The organism is Escherichia sp. R1, assembly GCF_003000935.1.
GTDB lineage: Bacteria > Pseudomonadota > Gammaproteobacteria > Enterobacterales > Enterobacteriaceae > Escherichia > Escherichia coli.
In genome coordinates this window covers 17,781-36,660 of sequence record NZ_PSRU01000001.1, presented here as the reverse complement: position 1 = coordinate 36,660, position 18,880 = coordinate 17,781, and the positions used below count along the sequence as shown (strand labels likewise).

Here is an 18,880-nt window from a genome sequence, read left to right as displayed (position 1 = left end):
GCGAACTCGCAGTTTGCAAGTGACGGTATATAACCGAAAAGTGACTGAGCGTACATGTATACGAAGATTATTGGTACTGGCAGCTATCTGCCCGAACAAGTGCGGACAAACGCCGATTTGGAAAAAATGGTGGATACCTCTGACGAGTGGATTGTCACTCGTACCGGTATCCGCGAACGCCACATTGCCGCGCCAAACGAAACCGTTTCAACCATGGGCTTTGAAGCGGCGACACGCGCAATTGAGATGGCGGGTATTGAGAAAGACCAGATTGGCTTGATCGTTGTGGCAACGACTTCTGCGACGCACGCTTTCCCGAGCGCAGCTTGTCAGATTCAAAGCATGTTGGGCATTAAAGGTTGCCCGGCATTTGACGTTGCAGCAGCCTGCGCAGGTTTCACCTATGCATTAAGCGTAGCCGATCAATACGTGAAATCTGGGGCGGTGAAGTATGCTCTGGTCGTCGGTTCCGATGTACTGGCGCGCACCTGCGATCCAACAGATCGTGGGACTATTATTATTTTTGGCGATGGCGCGGGCGCTGCGGTGCTGGCTACCTCTGAAGAGCCGGGAATCATCTCCACCCATCTGCATGCCGATGGTAGCTATGGTGAATTGCTGACGCTGCCTAATGCTGACCGTGTGAATCCAGAGAATTCAATTCATCTGACGATGGCGGGCAACGAAGTCTTCAAGGTTGCGGTAACGGAACTGGCGCACATCGTTGATGAGACGCTGGCGGCGAATAATCTTGACCGTTCTCAACTGGACTGGCTGGTTCCGCATCAGGCTAACCTGCGTATTATCAGTGCAACGGCGAAAAAACTCGGCATGTCGATGGACAATGTCGTGGTGACGCTGGATCGCCACGGTAATACCTCTGCGGCCTCTGTCCCGTGCGCGCTGGATGAAGCTGTACGTGACGGGCGCATTAAGCCGGGACAGTTGGTTCTGCTTGAAGCCTTTGGCGGTGGATTCACCTGGGGCTCCGCGCTGGTTCGTTTCTAGGATAAGGATTAAAACATGACGCAATTTGCATTTGTGTTCCCTGGACAGGGTTCTCAAACCGTTGGAATGCTGGCTGATATGGCGGCGAGCTATCCAATTGTCGAAGAAACGTTTGCAGAAGCTTCTGCGGCGCTGGGCTACGATCTGTGGGCGCTGACCCAGCAGGGGCCAGCTGAAGAACTGAATAAAACCTGGCAAACTCAGCCAGCGCTGTTGACTGCATCTGTTGCGCTGTATCGCGTATGGCAGCAGCAGGGCGGTAAAGCACCGGCAATGATGGCCGGTCACAGCCTGGGGGAATACTCCGCGCTGGTTTGCGCTGGTGTGATTGATTTCGCTGATGCGGTGCGTCTGGTTGAGATGCGCGGCAAGTTCATGCAAGAAGCCGTACCGGAAGGAACGGGCGCTATGGCGGCAATCATCGGTCTGGATGATGCGTCTATTGGAAAAGCGTGTGAAGAAGCTGCAGAAGGTCAGGTCGTTTCTCCGGTAAACTTTAACTCTCCGGGACAGGTGGTTATTGCCGGTCATAAAGAAGCGGTTGAGCGTGCTGGCGCTGCCTGTAAAGCTGCGGGCGCAAAACGCGCTCTGCCGTTACCAGTGAGCGTACCGTCTCACTGTGCGCTGATGAAACCAGCAGCCGACAAACTGGCAGTAGAATTAGCGAAAATCACCTTTAACGCACCAACAGTTCCTGTTGTGAATAACGTTGATGTGAAATGCGAAACCAATGGTGATGCCATCCGTGACGCACTGGTACGTCAGTTGTATAACCCGGTTCAGTGGACGAAGTCTGTTGAGTACATGGCAGCGCAAGGCGTAGAACATCTCTATGAAGTCGGCCCGGGCAAAGTGCTTACTGGCCTGACGAAACGCATTGTCGACACCCTGACCGCCTCGGCGCTGAACGAACCTTCAGCGATGGCAGCGGCGCTCGAGCTTTAAAAGAGGAAAATCATGAATTTTGAAGGAAAAATCGCACTGGTAACCGGTGCAAGCCGCGGAATTGGCCGCGCAATTGCTGAAACGCTCGCAGCCCGTGGCGCGAAAGTTATTGGCACTGCGACCAGTGAAAATGGCGCTCAGGCGATCAGTGATTATTTAGGTGCCAACGGCAAAGGTCTGATGTTGAATGTGACCGACCCGGCATCTATCGAATCTGTTCTGGAAAAAATTCGCGCAGAATTTGGTGAAGTGGATATCCTGGTCAATAATGCCGGTATCACTCGTGATAACCTGTTAATGCGAATGAAAGATGAAGAGTGGAACGATATTATCGAAACCAACCTTTCATCTGTTTTCCGTCTGTCAAAAGCGGTAATGCGCGCTATGATGAAAAAGCGTCATGGTCGTATTATCACTATCGGTTCTGTGGTTGGTACCATGGGAAATGGCGGTCAGGCCAACTACGCTGCGGCGAAAGCGGGCTTGATCGGCTTCAGTAAATCACTGGCGCGCGAAGTTGCGTCACGCGGTATTACTGTAAACGTTGTTGCTCCGGGCTTTATTGAAACGGACATGACACGTGCGCTGAGCGATGACCAGCGTGCGGGTATCCTGGCGCAGGTTCCTGCGGGTCGCCTCGGCGGCGCACAGGAAATCGCCAACGCGGTTGCATTCCTGGCATCCGACGAAGCAGCTTACATCACGGGTGAAACTTTGCATGTGAACGGCGGGATGTACATGGTCTGACCGCGATTTGCACAAAATGCTCATGTTGCGCGCAGTCTGCGTGGTTATGAGTAATAATTAGTGCAAAATGATTTGCGTTATTGGGGGGTAAGGCCTCAAAATAACGTAAAATCGTGGTAAGACCTGCCGGGATTTAGTTGCAAATTTTTCAACATTTTATACACTACGAAAACCATCGCGAAAGCGAGTTTTGATAGGAAATTTAAGAGTATGAGCACTATCGAAGAACGCGTTAAGAAAATTATCGGCGAACAGCTGGGCGTTAAGCAGGAAGAAGTTACCAACAATGCTTCTTTCGTTGAAGACCTGGGCGCGGATTCTCTTGACACCGTTGAGCTGGTAATGGCTCTGGAAGAAGAGTTTGATACTGAGATTCCGGACGAAGAAGCTGAGAAAATCACCACCGTTCAGGCTGCCATTGATTACATCAACGGCCACCAGGCGTAAGTGAACATCTCCAGGCGGTCGTTCGACCGCCTGAGTTTTATCTTTTTGTCCCACTAGAATCATTTTTTCCCTCCCTGGAGGACAAACGTGTCTAAGCGTCGTGTAGTTGTGACCGGACTGGGCATGTTGTCTCCTGTCGGCAATACCGTAGAGTCTACCTGGAAAGCTCTGCTTGCCGGTCAGAGTGGCATCAGCCTAATCGACCATTTCGATACTAGCGCCTATGCAACGAAATTTGCTGGCTTAGTAAAGGATTTTAACTGTGAGGACATTATCTCGCGCAAAGAACAGCGCAAGATGGATGCCTTCATTCAATATGGAATTGTCGCTGGCGTTCAGGCCATGCAGGATTCTGGCCTTGAAATAACGGAAGAGAACGCAACCCGCATTGGTGCCGCAATTGGCTCCGGGATTGGCGGCCTCGGACTGATCGAAGAAAACCACACATCTCTGATGAACGGTGGTCCACGTAAGATCAGCCCATTCTTCGTTCCGTCAACGATTGTGAACATGGTGGCAGGTCATCTGACTATCATGTATGGCCTGCGTGGCCCAAGCATCTCTATCGCGACCGCCTGTACTTCCGGCGTGCACAACATTGGCCATGCTGCGCGTATTATCGCGTATGGCGATGCTGACGTGATGGTTGCAGGTGGCGCAGAGAAAGCCAGTACGCCGCTGGGCGTTGGTGGTTTTGGCGCGGCACGTGCATTGTCTACCCGCAATGATAACCCGCAAGCGGCGAGCCGCCCGTGGGATAAAGAGCGTGATGGTTTCGTACTGGGCGATGGTGCCGGTATGCTGGTACTTGAAGAGTACGAACACGCGAAAAAACGCGGTGCGAAAATTTACGCTGAACTCGTCGGCTTTGGTATGAGCAGCGATGCTTATCATATGACGTCACCGCCAGAAAATGGCGCAGGCGCAGCTCTGGCGATGGCAAATGCTCTGCGTGATGCAGGCATTGAAGCAAGTCAGATTGGCTACGTTAACGCGCACGGTACTTCTACGCCGGCTGGCGATAAAGCTGAAGCGCAGGCGGTGAAAACCATCTTCGGTGAAGCTGCAAGCCGCGTGTTGGTAAGCTCCACGAAATCTATGACCGGTCACCTGTTAGGTGCGGCGGGTGCAGTAGAATCTATCTACTCCATCCTGGCGCTGCGCGATCAGGCTGTTCCGCCAACCATCAACCTGGATAACCCGGACGAAGGTTGCGATCTGGATTTCGTACCGCACGAAGCGCGTCAGGTTAGCGGAATGGAATACACTCTGTGTAACTCCTTCGGCTTCGGTGGCACTAATGGTTCTTTGATCTTTAAAAAGATCTAAGTTGTCATTTTCCACCCTTATAAAAGGTCCGCTTGCGGGCCTTTTTTCTTAGCTTTTATTCCGACTTGTTCCGTAGTGAACATGCTGCCACACTAACAATTCTCTGATAAGGAGCCGGTATGTTCTTAATTAACGGTCATAAGCAGGAATCGCTGGCAGTAAGCGATCGGGCAACGCAGTTTGGTGATGGTTGTTTTACCACCGCCAGAGTTATCGACGGTAAAGTCAGTTTGTTATCGGCGCATATCCAGCGACTACAGGATGCTTGTCAGCGGTTGATGATTTCCTGTGACTTCTGGCCTCAGCTTGAACAAGAGATGAAAACGCTGGCAGCAGAACAGCAGAATGGTGTGCTGAAAGTCGTGATCAGTCGCGGTAGTGGCGGGCGAGGGTACAGCACATTGAACAGTGGACCGGCAACGCGGATTCTCTCCATTACGGCTTATCCTGCACATTACGACCGTTTGCGTAACGAAGGGATGATGTTGGCGCTAAGCCCGGTGCGGCTGGGGCGCAATCCTCATCTTGCAGGTATTAAACATCTTAATCGGCTTGAGCAAGTATTGATCCGCTCTCATCTTGAGCAGACAAACGCTGATGAGGCGCTGGTCCTTGACAGCGAAGGGTGGGTTACGGAATGCTGTGCGGCTAATTTGTTCTGGCGGAAGGGTAACGTAGTTTATACGCCGCGACTGGATCAGGCAGGTGTTAACGGCATTATGCGACAATTCTGTATCCGTTTGCTGGCACAATCCTCTTATCAGCTTGTCGAAGTGCAAGCCTCTTTGGAAGAGGCGTTGCAGGCAGATGAGATGGTTATTTGTAATGCGTTAATGCCAGTGATGCCCGTACGTGCCTGTGGCGATGTCTCCTTTTCGTCAGCAACGTTATATGAATATTTAGCCCCACTTTGTGAGCGCCCGAATTAGTCATGAAAAAAGTGTTATTGATAATCTTGTTATTGCTGGTGGTACTGGGTATCGCCGCTGGTGTGGGCGTCTGGAAGGTTCGCCATCTTGCCGACAGCAAATTGCTTATCAAAGAAGAGACGATATTTACCCTGAAGCCAGGGACCGGACGTCTGGCGCTAGGTGAACAGCTTTATGCCGATAAGATCATCAATCGCCCACGGGTTTTTCAATGGTTGCTGCGTATCGAACCGGATCTTTCTCACTTTAAAGCCGGGACTTACCGCTTTACACCGCAGATGACCGTGCGCGAGATGCTGAAATTGTTGGAAAGCGGTAAAGAAGCACAGTTCCCGCTGCGACTGGTAGAAGGGATGCGTCTGAGCGACTACCTCAAGCAATTGCGTGAGGCTCCGTATATCAAGCACACGCTGAGCGACGATAAGTACGCCACCGTAGCGCAGGCACTTGAACTGGAAAACCCGGAGTGGATTGAAGGTTGGTTCTGGCCAGACACCTGGATGTATACCGCCAATACCACCGATGTCGCGTTACTCAAGCGAGCGCACAAGAAAATGGTGAAAGCGGTCGATAGCGCCTGGGAAGGGCGTGCGGACGGTCTGCCTTATAAAGATAAAAACCAGTTGGTGACGATGGCATCAATTATCGAAAAAGAAACCGCCGTTGCCAGTGAACGCGATCAGGTTGCCTCAGTATTTATCAACCGTTTACGCATTGGTATGCGCCTGCAGACCGACCCGACCGTGATTTACGGGATGGGAGAGCGTTATAATGGCAAACTTTCTCGTGCAGACCTGGAAACGCCGACAGCGTATAACACCTATACCATTACCGGTCTGCCGCCAGGTGCGATAGCGACGCCGGGGGCGGATTCGCTGAAGGCTGCTGCGCATCCGGCAAAAACGCCGTATCTCTATTTTGTGGCCGATGGTAAAGGTGGTCACACGTTTAATACCAATCTTGCCAGTCATAACAAGTCTGTGCAGGATTATCTGAAAGTGCTTAAGGAAAAAAATGCGCAGTAAGTATATCGTCATTGAGGGGCTGGAAGGCGCAGGCAAAACTACCGCGCGTAACGTGGTGGTTGAGACGCTTGAGCAACTGGGTATCCGCGACATGGTTTTCACTCGGGAACCTGGCGGTACGCAACTTGCCGAAAAGTTAAGAAGCCTGGTGCTGGATATCAAATCGGTAGGCGATGAAGTCATTACCGATAAAGCCGAAGTTCTGATGTTTTATGCCGCGCGCGTTCAACTGGTAGAAACGGTCATCAAACCTGCGCTGGCTAACGGCACCTGGGTGATTGGCGATCGCCACGATCTCTCCACTCAAGCCTATCAGGGTGGAGGACGAGGTATTGACCAACATATGCTGGCAACACTGCGTGATGCTGTTCTCGGGGATTTTCGCCCTGACTTAACGCTTTATCTTGATGTCACCCCAGAGGTCGGCTTAAAACGTGCTCGCGCCCGTGGTGAGCTGGATCGTATTGAGCAAGAGTCATTCGATTTCTTTAATCGCACCCGCGCCCGCTATCTGGAACTGGCAGCACAAGATAAAAGCATTCATACCATTGATGCCACCCAGCCGCTGGAGGCCGTGATGGATGCAATCCGCACTACCGTGACCAACTGGGTGAAGGAGTTGGACGCATGAGATGGTATCCATGGTTACGACCTGATTTCGAAAAACTGGTAGCCAGCTATCAGGCCGGAAGAGGTCACCATGCGCTACTCATTCAGGCGTTACCGGGCATGGGCGATGATGCTTTAATCTACGCCCTGAGCCGTTATTTACTCTGCCAACAACCGCAGGGCCACAAAAGTTGCGGTCACTGTCGTGGATGTCAGTTGATGCAGGCTGGCACACATCCCGATTACTACACCCTGGCTCCCGAAAAAGGGAAAAATGCGCTGGGCATTGATGCGGTACGTGAGGTCACCGAAAAGCTGAATGAGCACGCACGCTTAGGTGGTGCGAAAGTTGTCTGGGTAACCGATGCTGCCTTACTAACCGACGCCGCGGCTAACGCATTGCTGAAAACGCTTGAAGAGCCACCAGCAGAAACGTGGTTTTTCCTTGCTACCCGCGAGCCAGAACGTTTACTGGCAACATTACGTAGTCGTTGTCGGTTACATTACCTTGCGCCGCCGCCGGAACAGTACGCCGTGATCTGGCTTTCACGCGAAGTGACAATGTCACAGGATGCACTACTTGCCGCATTGCGCTTAAGCGCCGGTTCGCCTGGGGCGGCACTGGCGTTGTTTCAGGGAGATAACTGGCAGGCTCGTGAAACATTGTGTCAGGCGCTGGCATATAGCGTGCAATCGGGCGACTGGTATTCGCTGCTAGCGGCCCTTAATCATGAACAAGCTCCGGCACGTTTACACTGGCTGGCAACGTTGCTGATGGATGCGCTAAAACGCCATCATGGCGCTGCGCAGGTGACCAATGTTGATGTGCCGGGCCTGGTCGTCGAACTGGCAAACCATCTTTCTCCCTCGCGCCTGCAGGCTATACTGGGGGATGTTTGCCACATTCGTGAACAGTTAATGTCTGTCACAGGCATCAACCGCGAGCTTCTCATCACCGATCTTTTACTGCGTATTGAGCATTACCTGCAACCGGGCGTTGTGCTACCGGTTCCTCATCTTTAAGAGAGACATCATGTTTTTAGTCGACTCACACTGCCATCTCGATGGTCTGGATTATGAATCTTTGCATAAGGACGTGGATGACGTTCTGGCGAAAGCCGCCGCACGCGATGTGAAATTTTGTCTGGCAGTCGCCACAACATTACCGGGTTATTTACACATGCGGGATCTGGTAGGCGAACGCGACAACGTCGTATTTTCTTGTGGCGTGCATCCACTCAACCAGAATGATCCCTACGATGTAGAAGATTTACGTCGTCTGGCGGCAGAAGAGGGCGTTGTAGCGCTGGGTGAAACCGGGCTGGATTATTATTACACGCCGGAAACTAAAGTACGTCAGCAAGAGTCCTTCATCCATCATATCCAGATTGGTCGTGAACTGAACAAGCCGGTTATCGTCCACACCCGTGACGCCCGCGCCGATACGCTGGCAATTCTGCGCGAAGAAAAAGTGACGGATTGCGGTGGCGTACTACACTGTTTTACAGAGGACAGAGAAACGGCGGGCAAATTACTGGATCTCGGATTTTACATCTCCTTTTCCGGCATTGTGACCTTCCGTAATGCGGAGCAACTGCGCGATGCTGCGCGTTATGTCCCCCTGGATCGGTTACTGGTGGAAACTGACTCACCTTACCTTGCGCCAGTACCGCATCGAGGAAAAGAGAATCAACCTGCGATGGTTCGTGACGTTGCAGAATACATGGCTGTGTTGAAAGGTGTTGCCGTTGAAGAACTGGCGCAGGTAACCACCGATAACTTCGCCCGTCTGTTTCACATCGACGCTTCCCGCCTTCAATCCATCCGTTGAATGAGTTTTTTTAAAGCTCGTAATTAATGGCTAAAACGAGTAAAGTTCACCGCCGAAAATCGGGCGGTGAATAACCACGTTTGAAATATTGTGACATATGTTTTGTCAAAATGTGCAACTTCTCCAATGATCTGAAGTTGAAACGTGATAGCCGTCAAACAAATCGGCACTGAATTATTTTACTCTGTGTAATAAATAAAGGGCGCTTAGATGCCCTGTACACGGCGAGGCACTCCCCCCTTGCCACGCGTGAGAACGTAAAAAAAGCACCCATACTCAGGAGCACTCTCAATTATGTTTAAGAATGCATTTGCTAACCTGCAAAAGGTCGGTAAATCGCTGATGCTGCCGGTATCCGTACTGCCTATCGCAGGTATTCTGCTGGGCGTCGGTTCCGCGAATTTCAGCTGGCTGCCCGCCGTTGTATCGCATGTTATGGCAGAAGCAGGCGGTTCCGTCTTTGCAAACATGCCACTGATTTTTGCGATCGGTGTCGCCCTCGGCTTTACCAATAACGATGGCGTATCCGCGCTGGCCGCAGTTGTTGCCTATGGCATCATGGTTAAAACCATGGCCGTGGTTGCGCCACTGGTACTGCATTTACCTGCTGAAGAAATCGCCTCTAAACACCTGGCGGATACTGGCGTACTCGGGGGGATTATCTCCGGTGCGATCGCAGCGTACATGTTTAACCGTTTCTACCGTATTAAGCTGCCTGAGTATCTTGGCTTCTTTGCCGGTAAACGCTTTGTGCCGATCATTTCAGGCCTGGCTGCCATCTTTACTGGCGTTGTGCTGTCCTTCATTTGGCCGCCGATTGGTTCTGCAATCCAGACCTTCTCTCAGTGGGCTGCTTACCAGAACCCGGTAGTTGCGTTTGGCATTTACGGTTTCATCGAACGTTGCCTGGTACCGTTTGGTCTGCACCACATCTGGAACGTACCTTTCCAGATGCAGATTGGTGAATACACCAACGCAGCAGGTCAGGTTTTCCACGGCGACATTCCGCGTTATATGGCGGGTGACCCGACTGCGGGTAAACTGTCTGGTGGCTTCCTGTTCAAAATGTACGGTCTGCCAGCTGCCGCAATTGCTATCTGGCACTCTGCTAAACCAGAAAACCGCGCGAAAGTGGGCGGTATTATGATCTCCGCGGCGCTGACCTCGTTCCTGACCGGTATCACCGAGCCGATCGAGTTCTCCTTCATGTTCGTTGCGCCGATCCTGTACATCATCCACGCGATTCTGGCAGGCCTGGCATTCCCAATCTGTATTCTTCTGGGGATGCGTGACGGTACGTCGTTCTCGCACGGTCTGATCGACTTCATCGTTCTGTCTGGTAACAGCAGCAAACTGTGGCTGTTCCCGATCGTCGGTATCGGTTATGCCATTGTTTACTACACCATCTTCCGCGTGCTGATTAAAGCACTGGATCTGAAAACGCCGGGTCGTGAAGACGCGACTGAAGATGCAAAAGCGACAGGTACCAGCGAAATGGCACCGGCTCTGGTTGCTGCATTTGGTGGTAAAGAAAACATTACTAACCTCGACGCATGTATTACCCGTCTGCGCGTCAGCGTTGCTGATGTGTCTAAAGTGGATCAGGCTGGCCTGAAGAAACTGGGCGCAGCGGGCGTAGTGGTTGCTGGTTCTGGTGTTCAGGCGATTTTCGGTACTAAATCCGATAACCTGAAAACCGAGATGGATGAGTACATCCGTAACCACTAATCCGTAAGACGTTGGGGAGACTAAGGCAGCCAGATGGCTGCCTTTTTTACAGGTGTTATTCAGAATTGATACGTGCCGGTAATGCTGAAATTACGCGGTGCGCCGTAGACGATAGAACCTTCCACGTTGGTATCGTAGGTTTTGTCGAACAGGTTATTGACATTCCCCTGTAACGAGAAGTTTTTCGTCACCTGGTAGCGGGTGAAGAGATCCACCAGCGCGTAGCTACCTTGCTCGGCGCGGAAGGTGCCATACGGCGTCACGGTGTCGGTATACACGCGATTTTGCCAGTTAACACCACCGCCGACCGTCAACTCTGGCATGACAGGCAACCGATAGCTGGTGAACATTTTAAACGTGGTGCGTGGCAGATTAGGATTAACGGCGTTTCCTTCGTTATCCTCGGCAATATAGCGCGTTGCGCCAAACGTCAACTGCCAGTTGTCGGTAATTGCGCCGTTGAGTTCAAATTCCACACCTTTACTGACTGTCCCATCCACCGCTTTATAGGCGGTTTCGCCGTTGCTGCCGGGGATAGGTGTACCGGTGGACTGAGCGACATTATCCTGCTCAATACGGAAGATGGCTAACGTGGTGGTCAGACGGCTATTCATCCAGTCCGATTTCAGACCTAGCTCGTAGTTGTTACCGGTGATTGGAGTCAGATATTTGCCTGAACTGTCACGATCATTTTGCGGCTGGAAAATAGAGGTATAGCTGGCGTAGGTCGACCAGTTGTCATTGATGTCAAACACCAGTCCAGCATAAGGCGTGGTGTGGTTTTTCTCCATGCTGTAAGTCAGCGTATCAACTCGCCAGTTGGTATAACGTGCGCCGAGGATCAGATGCAGCGGATCGGCAAGGGTGACACGAGTGGCAGCATATAACGATTTCATATGTGTGGTATCGTTCTGCGCCAGGCTCTGTGGTGACCAGTCGGTTTGTGGGAAATTGCCATTAAAGTTGTAGAAACTGCCAATTTCATCCGGGAAAATGTTGGCCCATGAACTGAAGTAACGATTGTTTTGTTTGCTGTAACTGCCACCAAACATTAAATTGTGCTGACGACCAAACAATTCATAACTACCGTCAGCGAACAGATCCAGCGCATCAACTTTACGTTTGCCGCTGTTCCAACCGGTGCCGCCGACATAATCAAAGCCAGGTCCATAATTGCTGTATGGCCCAACCAGCATACCATCCGCTTTGTTTACGTAGGCATCGACATACATCATTTTGCTGTCAAATTCGACTTCAGAGTGGGTGGCATTCAGCGTCGCTTGCCAGGTATCAGCAAACCGCTGCTTCAGGGTCATAAAGACCTTGTTGATCTCTTTATCGTTGTACGCCCAGTCAGGTGCGGTACTGCGTGCGCGATCGTAACTGTTGCTGCTGCCATCAGTATTCCAGCGCGGTAAACCACCCCAGGTTGGGCTATTAACATCAATACGCTGATATTCGTAACCGGCTGAAAGCATCGTAAGATCGCCTAAATCAGCATCGACAATGCCGGAGAAGAAGGTCTTTTCACTGTTGTAGCGGTCCAGCCATGAGTCGTTATTCTGGTAGCCGCCGACAATTCGTGCGCGGATTTTACCGTCTTCGGTGAGTGGGCTTTGTAAATCCGCCACATACCGTTCTTTGTTCCAGCTACCGTATTCCGCCGAGACATCGCCTTTAAATTCACGACTGGTCGCGTGTTTTCGAACCATATTAATTGCCGCAGATGGATTACCCGTCCCGGTCATGAGGCCTGTCGCGCCACGCACTACTTCTACGCGTTCAAACAGTGCCATATCAGAAAGTGCGTCGCCCAGATTCCAGCGCGATTCAAAATAGGTGGGGATACCATCAACCATATAGTTATCGATCTGGAATCCGCGGGAATAATAAAGAGCACGATCGGAATCCGCCTGACTTTTGCTGATCCCCAGCGTGTTTTCCATCACTTCGCCCAGCGTTTGTAACTGCTGATCTTCCATCCGCTGCTGGCTAACAATAGTGACCGACTGAGGAATATCACGTTGAGTCATCTGCATTTTTGTACCCGCAGAGGTAGACGTTACGTTGTAATCATTTTCGCCATCATCTGGGGCTGTGGCTGAACCCTCAACAATCACCGTTTCTTCAGTGGCTGGTGCAGCAAAAGCGGCGGAAGGTAATAGTGCCAGTGCTATGCAACCGGCAAGGAGTGACGGTTTGATGATGGCTTGATGTTGATTATCCCTGTTAAATTGTGTCGAAAGCATTTGAAATCTCTTGGTTTATGTTGGCGTCAGGCTCATGCCGAAGCAGGGTGATGAGCGGTTATATTTAGTGTGCGAATAATTTTTGTGTGTAAATGCAAATGAGAAATACACGCATTCATATTTGGAGTGTAAACCAAACAGAGAATGTCTTTTCAGCGCATTCGCAGGCAGAAATGGGAATAATGGCGATATATACGGCAGCAAAACGATTTTTTGCTTAAGAAATCGTGAGTTAAGGTTGAAAGAGCAGGTTTAACTCGACCATACTCTATACTCGCAGTGTGGCGCGGCGTAGCATGGCGCAACGCATGGCTATTTGAAAAAGGAAAATGTCGTGGCAGAAGAAACTATATTCAGCAAAATTATTCGTCGTGAGATCCCCTCCGATATCGTCTACCAGGATGATCTGGTAACGGCGTTTCGCGATATTTCGCCGCAAGCGCCAACGCATATTCTGATCATTCCGAATATCCTCATTCCGACTGTGAACGACGTGTCAGCTGAGCATGAGCAGGCGCTGGGACGCATGATCACCGTAGCGGCAAAAATTGCTGAGCAAGAAGGTATTGCCGAAGATGGCTATCGTCTGATCATGAACACCAACCGCCATGGCGGACAAGAGGTTTACCACATCCATATGCATTTGTTGGGTGGCCGTCCGCTGGGACCAATGCTGACGCATAAAGGTCTGTAACGATGAGAAAAGGATGCTTTGGGCTGATGTCTCTGGCGTTGTTAGTGCTGGTGGGCTGTCGTTCACATCCGGAAATTCCGGTGAATGATGAGCAATCGCTGGTGATGGAGTCATCTTTATTGGCTGCGGGCATCAGTGCAGAAAAGCCCGTCCTTTCGACATCTGATATTCAACCTTCAGCATCCTCAACGCTTTATAACGAAAGGCAAGAACCCGTTACCGTTCATTATCGTTTTTACTGGTATGACGCCAGAGGGCTGGAGATGCATCCTCTGGAAAGGCCACGCAGCGTTACCATTCCCGCACATTCGGCGGTCACGCTGTACGGCAGCGCCAATTTTCTGGGGGCGCACAAAGTCAGACTTTATCTATATTTGTAAGGGGTGAATCTTGATGACAAAAATGAGTCGCTACGCCTTGATTACCGCGCTGGCGATGTTTCTTGCCGGGTGTGTGGGGCAACGTGAACCTGCACCGGTAGAAGAAGTGAAACCAGCGCCGGAACAACCTGCTGAGCCACAACAGCCTGTCCCCACAGTGCCATCGGTGCCGACGATACCGCAGCAGCCAGGCCCAATTGAGCACGAAGATCAAACTGCACCGCCTGCGCCGCATATTCGTCATTATGACTGGAATGGCGCAATGCAGCCGATGGTCAGTAAGATGCTTGGGGCTGACGGCGTGACTGCGGGTAGCGTCCTGCTGGTTGATAGCGTTAACAACCGTACTAACGGTTCGTTGAATGCCGCAGAAGCGACCGAAACGCTGCGAAATGCGCTGGCTAATAACGGTAAATTTACCCTGGTTTCCGCCCAGCAGCTGTCAATGGCTAAGCAACAATTAGGTTTATCGCCGCAGGACAGTTTAGGCACCCGTAGTAAAGCCATAGGCATTGCCCGCAATGTTGGCGCTCATTACGTGCTGTACTCCAGCGCCTCTGGCAACGTTAACGCTCCGACCCTACAAATGCAGCTGATGCTGGTGCAGACGGGCGAAATTATCTGGTCAGGTAAAGGTGCCGTTTCGCAGCAATAATCCCCTCACGCGCGACGAATTGCTGTCGCGCTTTTTCCCGCAGTTTCATCCCGTCACGACGTTTAATAGTGGGCTTAGTGGCGGGAGTTTTCTCATTGAACATCAGGGCCAGCGTTTTGTTGTGCGTCAGCCGCACGATCCTGATGCGCCGCAGTCCGCGTTCTTGCGCCAGTATCGGGCTTTATCACAACTACCCGCATGCATTGCACCGAAGCCGCATTTATATCTCCGTGACTGGATGGTGGTCGACTATCTGCCCGGCGAGGTAAAAACGTATTTGCCGGATACCAACGAACTGGCAGGCTTGCTGTATTATCTACATCAACAACCGCGTTTTGGCTGGCGAATAACGCTGTTGCCGTTACTGGAACTGTACTGGCAGCAAAGCGATCCGGCGCGGCGGACAGTGGGTTGGCTGCGAATGTTAAAACGTCTGCGCAAAGCGCGGGAACCACGGCCTTTACGCTTAAGTCCATTGCATATGGATGTCCACGCCGGAAATTTAGTGCATAGCGCGTCAGGGTTAAAACTCATCGACTGGGAGTATGCCGGAGATGGTGATATCGCGCTGGAACTGGCGGCGGTGTGGGTGGAAAATATTGACCAGCATCGGCAATTGGTCAATGACTATGCCACTCGCGCGAAGATTTATCCGGCGCAATTATGGCGTCAGGTCAGGCGATGGTTTCCCTGGCTGCTGATGCTCAAAGCAGGGTGGTTTGAGTACCGCTGGCGACAAACCGGCGATCAACAATTTATCAGGCTGGCCGATGACACGTGGCGGCAGCTATTAATAAAACAATAAGGAGAGCAGTGTGGGTCCAGTAATGTTGGATGTCGAAGGTTACGAACTGGACGCGGAAGAGCGTGAAATACTGGCGCATCCGCTGGTGGGAGGGCTGATTCTCTTTACGCGAAACTATCATGATCCTGCCCAGTTACGTGAACTGGTGCGCCAGATCCGCGCAGCATCGCGCAATCATCTGGTGGTGGCGGTAGATCAGGAAGGTGGACGCGTGCAGCGTTTTCGTGAAGGTTTTACCCGCTTGCCAGCGGCACAATCATTCGCTGCGCTGTTGGGAATGGAAGAAGGCGGAAAACTGGCGCAAGAGGCAGGTTGGTTGATGGCCAGTGAAATGATTGCTATGGATATTGATATCAGCTTTGCGCCAGTGCTGGACGTCGGGCATATCAGCGCGGCGATTGGCGAGCGTTCTTATCATGCCGATCCACAAAAAGCCCTGGCAATTGCCAGCCGTTTTATTGATGGTATGCATGAAGCGGGAATGAAAACTACCGGGAAACACTTCCCAGGTCACGGTGCAGTAACGGCAGACTCACACAAAGAAACACCGTGCGACCCACGTCCGCAAGCGGAGATTCGCGCTAAAGATATGTCGGTCTTCAGTTCCTTAATCCGCGAAAATAAACTCGACGCCATTATGCCTGCGCATGTGATCTACAGTGATGTTGATCCGCGTCCGGCGAGCGGTTCTCCCTACTGGCTGAAAACCGTTTTGCGTCAGGAATTGGGTTTTGACGGCGTGATTTTCTCTGACGATTTATCGATGGAAGGCGCAGCGATTATGGGCAGTTATGCCGAGCGTGGACAGGCATCACTGGATGCAGGTTGCGATATGATCCTGGTCTGCAATAATCGTAAAGGGGCCGTCAGCGTGTTAGATAATCTGTCACCGATCAAGGCAGAACGTGTTACACGTTTGTATCATAAAGGTTCATTTTCGCGACAGGAACTGATGGACTCGGCTCGCTGGAAAGCGATCAGCACCCGTCTGAATCAGTTACATGAACGCTGGCAGGAAGAGAAGGCAGGTCATTAACCCTGGCTTATGTGAGGAAGCGATGATTATCTATTTGCACGGTTTTGACTCTAACTGTCCGGGTAACCACGAGAAAGTCTTACAATTGCAGTTTATTGACCCGGATGTACGGCTAATAAGCTACAGTACGCGGCATCCGAAACATGATATGCAGCATTTGCTCAAAGAAGTGGACAAAATGTTGCAACTGAACGTCGACGAGCGCCCGCTCATTTGTGGTGTTGGTCTGGGCGGTTATTGGGCTGAGCGGATTGGTTTTCTCTGTGATATCCGCCAGGTGATCTTCAACCCCAATTTGTTCCCTTATGAGAACATGGAAGGGAAGATTGATCGCCCGGAAGAGTATGCCGATATTGCCACTAAGTGTGTGACCAACTTCCGTGAGAAGAATCGCGATCGTTGCCTGGTGATTTTGTCGCGTAATGATGAAGCGCTTAACAGCCAGCGGACATCTGAAGAGTTGCATCATTATTACGAGATTGTCTGGGACGAAGAGCAGACGCACAAATTCAAGAATATCTCCCCGCATTTACAGCGCATTAAAGCGTTCAAAACCCTCGGGTAAATGCCCTCGTCGCATCAGGTAACCTTGCCGGTACCTGATGCGCTCCGGATTCTGTGGTTTGGATAAGGCGTTCACGCCGCATCCGACAGTCGAGCATCAATGCCTGATGCGCCTTTTATCAGGCCTACCGAATGCCCTCCATACACCCCTCACTCTATATCACTCTCACAAGTTCGCTCAAATAATAAACAACAAACTCTGTTTTTTGATCTCACCCGGTAAAGTCGCCTATCTTTTCAGCAACAAAACTTGATTAACATCAATTTTGGTATGACCAATGCACCATTCATGTTATTCTCAATAGCGAAGAACATTTTCATTGCTGTAACCTGTTGTTAATTAAGAGCTATGTTAATAACCATTAATTAACAATTGGTTAATAAATTTAAGGGGGTCACGTTGACTACGCCATTGAAAAAAATTGTGATTGTCGGCGGCGGTGCTGGTGGGCTGGAAATGGCAACACAGCTGGGGCATAAGCTGGGACGCAAGAAAAAAGCCAAAATTACGCTGGTCGATCGTAACCACAGCCACCTGTGGAAACCGCTGCTGCACGAAGTGGCGACTGGCTCGCTTGATGAAGGCGTCGATGCGTTGAGCTATCTGGCCCATGCGCGCAATCATGGTTTCCAGTTCCAGCTGGGTTCCGTAATTGATATTGATCGTGAAGCGAAAACAATCACTATTGCAGAACTGCGCGACGAGAAAGGTGAACTGCTGGTTCCGGAACGTAAAATCGCCTATGACACCCTGGTAATGGCGCTGGGTAGCACCTCTAACGATTTCAATACACCAGGTGTCAAAGAGAACTGCATTTTCCTCGATAACCCGCACCAGGCGCGTCGCTTCCACCAGGAGATGCTGAATCTGTTCCTGAAATACTCCGCCAACCTGGGCGCGAATGGCAAAGTAAACATTGCGATTGTCGGCGGCGGCGCGACGGGTGTAGAACTCTCCGCTGAATTGCACAACGCGGTCAAGCAACTGCACAGTTACGGTTATAAAGGTCTGACCAACGAAGCCCTGAACGTAACGCTGGTAGAAGCGGGCGAACGTATTTTGCCTGCATTGCCGCCACGTATCTCTGCTGCGGCCCATAGTGAGTTAACGAAACTAGGCGTTCGCGTGCTGACGCAAACCATGGTCACCAGTGCTGATGAAGGCGGCCTGCACACTAAAGATGGCGAATATATTGAGGCTGATCTGATGGTGTGGGCAGCCGGGATCAAAGCGCCAGACTTCCTGAAAGATATCGGTGGTCTTGAAACCAACCGTATCAACCAGCTGGTGGTGGAACCGACGCTGCAAACCACTCGCGATCCAGACATATACGCTATTGGCGACTGCGCGTCATGCCCGCGTCCGGAAGGGGGCTTTGTTCCGCCGCGCGCTCAGGCCGCACATCAGATGGCAACCTGTGCAATGAACAACATTCTGGCGCAGATGAACGGTAAGCCGCTGAAAAATTATCAGTATAAAGATCACGGTTCGCTGGTATCGCTGTCGAACTTTTCCACCGTCGGTAGCCTGATGGGTAACCTGACGCGCGGCTCAATGATGATTGAAGGACGAATTGCGCGCTTTGTATACATCTCGCTGTACCGAATGCACCAGATTGCGCTGCATGGTTACTTTAAAACCGGATTAATGATGCTGGTGGGGAGTATTAACCGTGTTATCCGTCCACGTTTGAAGTTGCATTAATCGGCTTGTACTGGCGGATGCGGCGTAAACGCCTTATCCGCCCTGGACAAATGGTACGAGCGGTAGGCCTGATAAGACGCGTTAAGCGTCGCATCAGGCATTCCTTCAGACTCCTCCGAATCCCTAAGTATTTCCAGCCATTCCCGCGCTTTTCATCTTCTGTCTGATAGCTGCTTTTCTCCTTCGCTTGCATG

Annotated in this window: 19 protein-coding genes; 18 read left to right on the top strand and 1 reads right to left on the bottom strand. The window is 51.3% G+C overall.

Annotated features, from left to right (window positions below; all coding sequences use genetic code 11):
- Positions 1–54: 54 nt before the first annotated feature.
- From fabH to ptsG, 11 genes are all read left to right on the top strand, one after another.
- Positions 55–1,008, top strand: coding sequence for a beta-ketoacyl-ACP synthase III (gene fabH / locus C4F37_RS00190; RefSeq protein ID WP_001538562.1), 954 nt, complete (start codon positions 55–57; stop codon positions 1,006–1,008).
- Positions 1,009–1,023: 15 nt separating this feature from the next.
- Entirely contained in the window at positions 1,024–1,953 is a 930-nt protein-coding gene (fabD, locus tag C4F37_RS00185; RefSeq protein WP_000191380.1) for an ACP S-malonyltransferase, read from the top strand.
- Between the two features lie 12 nt (positions 1,954–1,965).
- A complete protein-coding gene (fabG, locus tag C4F37_RS00180) occupies positions 1,966–2,700 on the top strand; it encodes a 3-oxoacyl-ACP reductase FabG (protein WP_001008535.1) in 735 nt (244 codons plus the stop codon).
- A 210-nt stretch (positions 2,701–2,910) separates the two neighbouring features.
- On the top strand, positions 2,911–3,147 hold the full coding sequence (gene acpP / locus C4F37_RS00175) for an acyl carrier protein (protein ID WP_000103754.1): 237 nt from the start codon (positions 2,911–2,913) through the stop codon (positions 3,145–3,147).
- 87 nt (positions 3,148–3,234) lie between these two features.
- Positions 3,235–4,476 carry a beta-ketoacyl-ACP synthase II gene (gene fabF / locus C4F37_RS00170; protein ID WP_000044679.1) on the top strand — a complete coding sequence of 414 codons (1,242 nt, stop codon included), beginning with the start codon at positions 3,235–3,237 and terminating at the stop codon, positions 4,474–4,476.
- 119 nt (positions 4,477–4,595) lie between these two features.
- Positions 4,596–5,405 (top strand): aminodeoxychorismate lyase, encoded by an 810-nt coding sequence (gene pabC, locus C4F37_RS00165; protein ID WP_000478680.1) that lies wholly within the window; start codon positions 4,596–4,598, stop codon positions 5,403–5,405.
- A 2-nt stretch (positions 5,406–5,407) separates the two neighbouring features.
- A complete protein-coding gene (gene yceG, locus C4F37_RS00160) occupies positions 5,408–6,430 on the top strand; it encodes a cell division protein YceG (protein ID WP_000756838.1) in 1,023 nt (340 codons plus the stop codon).
- A complete protein-coding gene (gene tmk, locus C4F37_RS00155; protein WP_001257002.1) occupies positions 6,420–7,061 on the top strand; it encodes a dTMP kinase in 642 nt (213 codons plus the stop codon). The genes yceG and tmk overlap by 11 nt, the downstream gene beginning before the upstream one ends.
- Positions 7,058–8,062, top strand: coding sequence for a DNA polymerase III subunit delta' (gene holB / locus C4F37_RS00150; protein WP_001267913.1), 1,005 nt, complete (start codon positions 7,058–7,060; stop codon positions 8,060–8,062). Before tmk ends, holB begins: the two co-directional genes overlap by 4 nt.
- A 10-nt stretch (positions 8,063–8,072) precedes the next feature.
- Complete coding sequence (locus C4F37_RS00145; protein WP_000480245.1) at positions 8,073–8,870, top strand: metal-dependent hydrolase; 798 nt, start codon at positions 8,073–8,075, stop codon at positions 8,868–8,870.
- A gap of 294 nt (positions 8,871–9,164) precedes the next feature.
- Positions 9,165–10,598, top strand: coding sequence for a PTS glucose transporter subunit IIBC (gene ptsG / locus C4F37_RS00140; RefSeq protein WP_000475719.1), 1,434 nt, complete (start codon positions 9,165–9,167; stop codon positions 10,596–10,598).
- A 59-nt stretch (positions 10,599–10,657) separates the two neighbouring features.
- Here ptsG and fhuE read toward each other — a convergent pair whose 3' ends face one another.
- Positions 10,658–12,847, bottom strand: a complete 2,190-nt coding sequence (gene fhuE / locus C4F37_RS00135) for a ferric-rhodotorulic acid/ferric-coprogen receptor FhuE (protein ID WP_000953410.1) — start codon at positions 12,845–12,847, stop codon at positions 10,658–10,660.
- Positions 12,848–13,181: 334 nt separating this feature from the next.
- Between fhuE and hinT the strand changes: the two genes are divergently transcribed.
- The 7 genes from hinT to ndh all read left to right on the top strand — a co-directional run bounded on the left by hinT (position 13,182) and on the right by ndh (position 18,686).
- Entirely contained in the window at positions 13,182–13,541 is a 360-nt protein-coding gene (gene hinT, locus C4F37_RS00130; protein ID WP_001298479.1) for a purine nucleoside phosphoramidase, read from the top strand.
- Between the two features lie 2 nt (positions 13,542–13,543).
- Positions 13,544–13,921, top strand: a complete 378-nt coding sequence (locus C4F37_RS00125; RefSeq protein WP_001225269.1) for a YcfL family protein — start codon at positions 13,544–13,546, stop codon at positions 13,919–13,921.
- Between the two features lie 13 nt (positions 13,922–13,934).
- Positions 13,935–14,576 carry a penicillin-binding protein activator LpoB gene (lpoB, locus tag C4F37_RS00120; RefSeq protein ID WP_000164439.1) on the top strand — a complete coding sequence of 214 codons (642 nt, stop codon included), beginning with the start codon at positions 13,935–13,937 and terminating at the stop codon, positions 14,574–14,576.
- Positions 14,557–15,381: a thiamine kinase gene (gene thiK, locus C4F37_RS00115; RefSeq protein WP_001116602.1), complete on the top strand. Its 825-nt coding sequence runs from the start codon at positions 14,557–14,559 to the stop codon at positions 15,379–15,381. The genes lpoB and thiK overlap by 20 nt, the downstream gene beginning before the upstream one ends.
- A 10-nt stretch (positions 15,382–15,391) precedes the next feature.
- Entirely contained in the window at positions 15,392–16,417 is a 1,026-nt protein-coding gene (gene nagZ / locus C4F37_RS00110) for a beta-N-acetylhexosaminidase (protein WP_000529300.1), read from the top strand.
- A gap of 22 nt (positions 16,418–16,439) precedes the next feature.
- Complete coding sequence (ycfP, locus tag C4F37_RS00105) at positions 16,440–16,982, top strand: alpha/beta hydrolase YcfP (RefSeq protein WP_001538564.1); 543 nt, start codon at positions 16,440–16,442, stop codon at positions 16,980–16,982.
- A gap of 399 nt (positions 16,983–17,381) precedes the next feature.
- Complete coding sequence (ndh, locus tag C4F37_RS00100) at positions 17,382–18,686, top strand: NADH-quinone dehydrogenase (protein ID WP_001295966.1); 1,305 nt, start codon at positions 17,382–17,384, stop codon at positions 18,684–18,686.
- Positions 18,687–18,880: the final 194 nt, after the last annotated feature.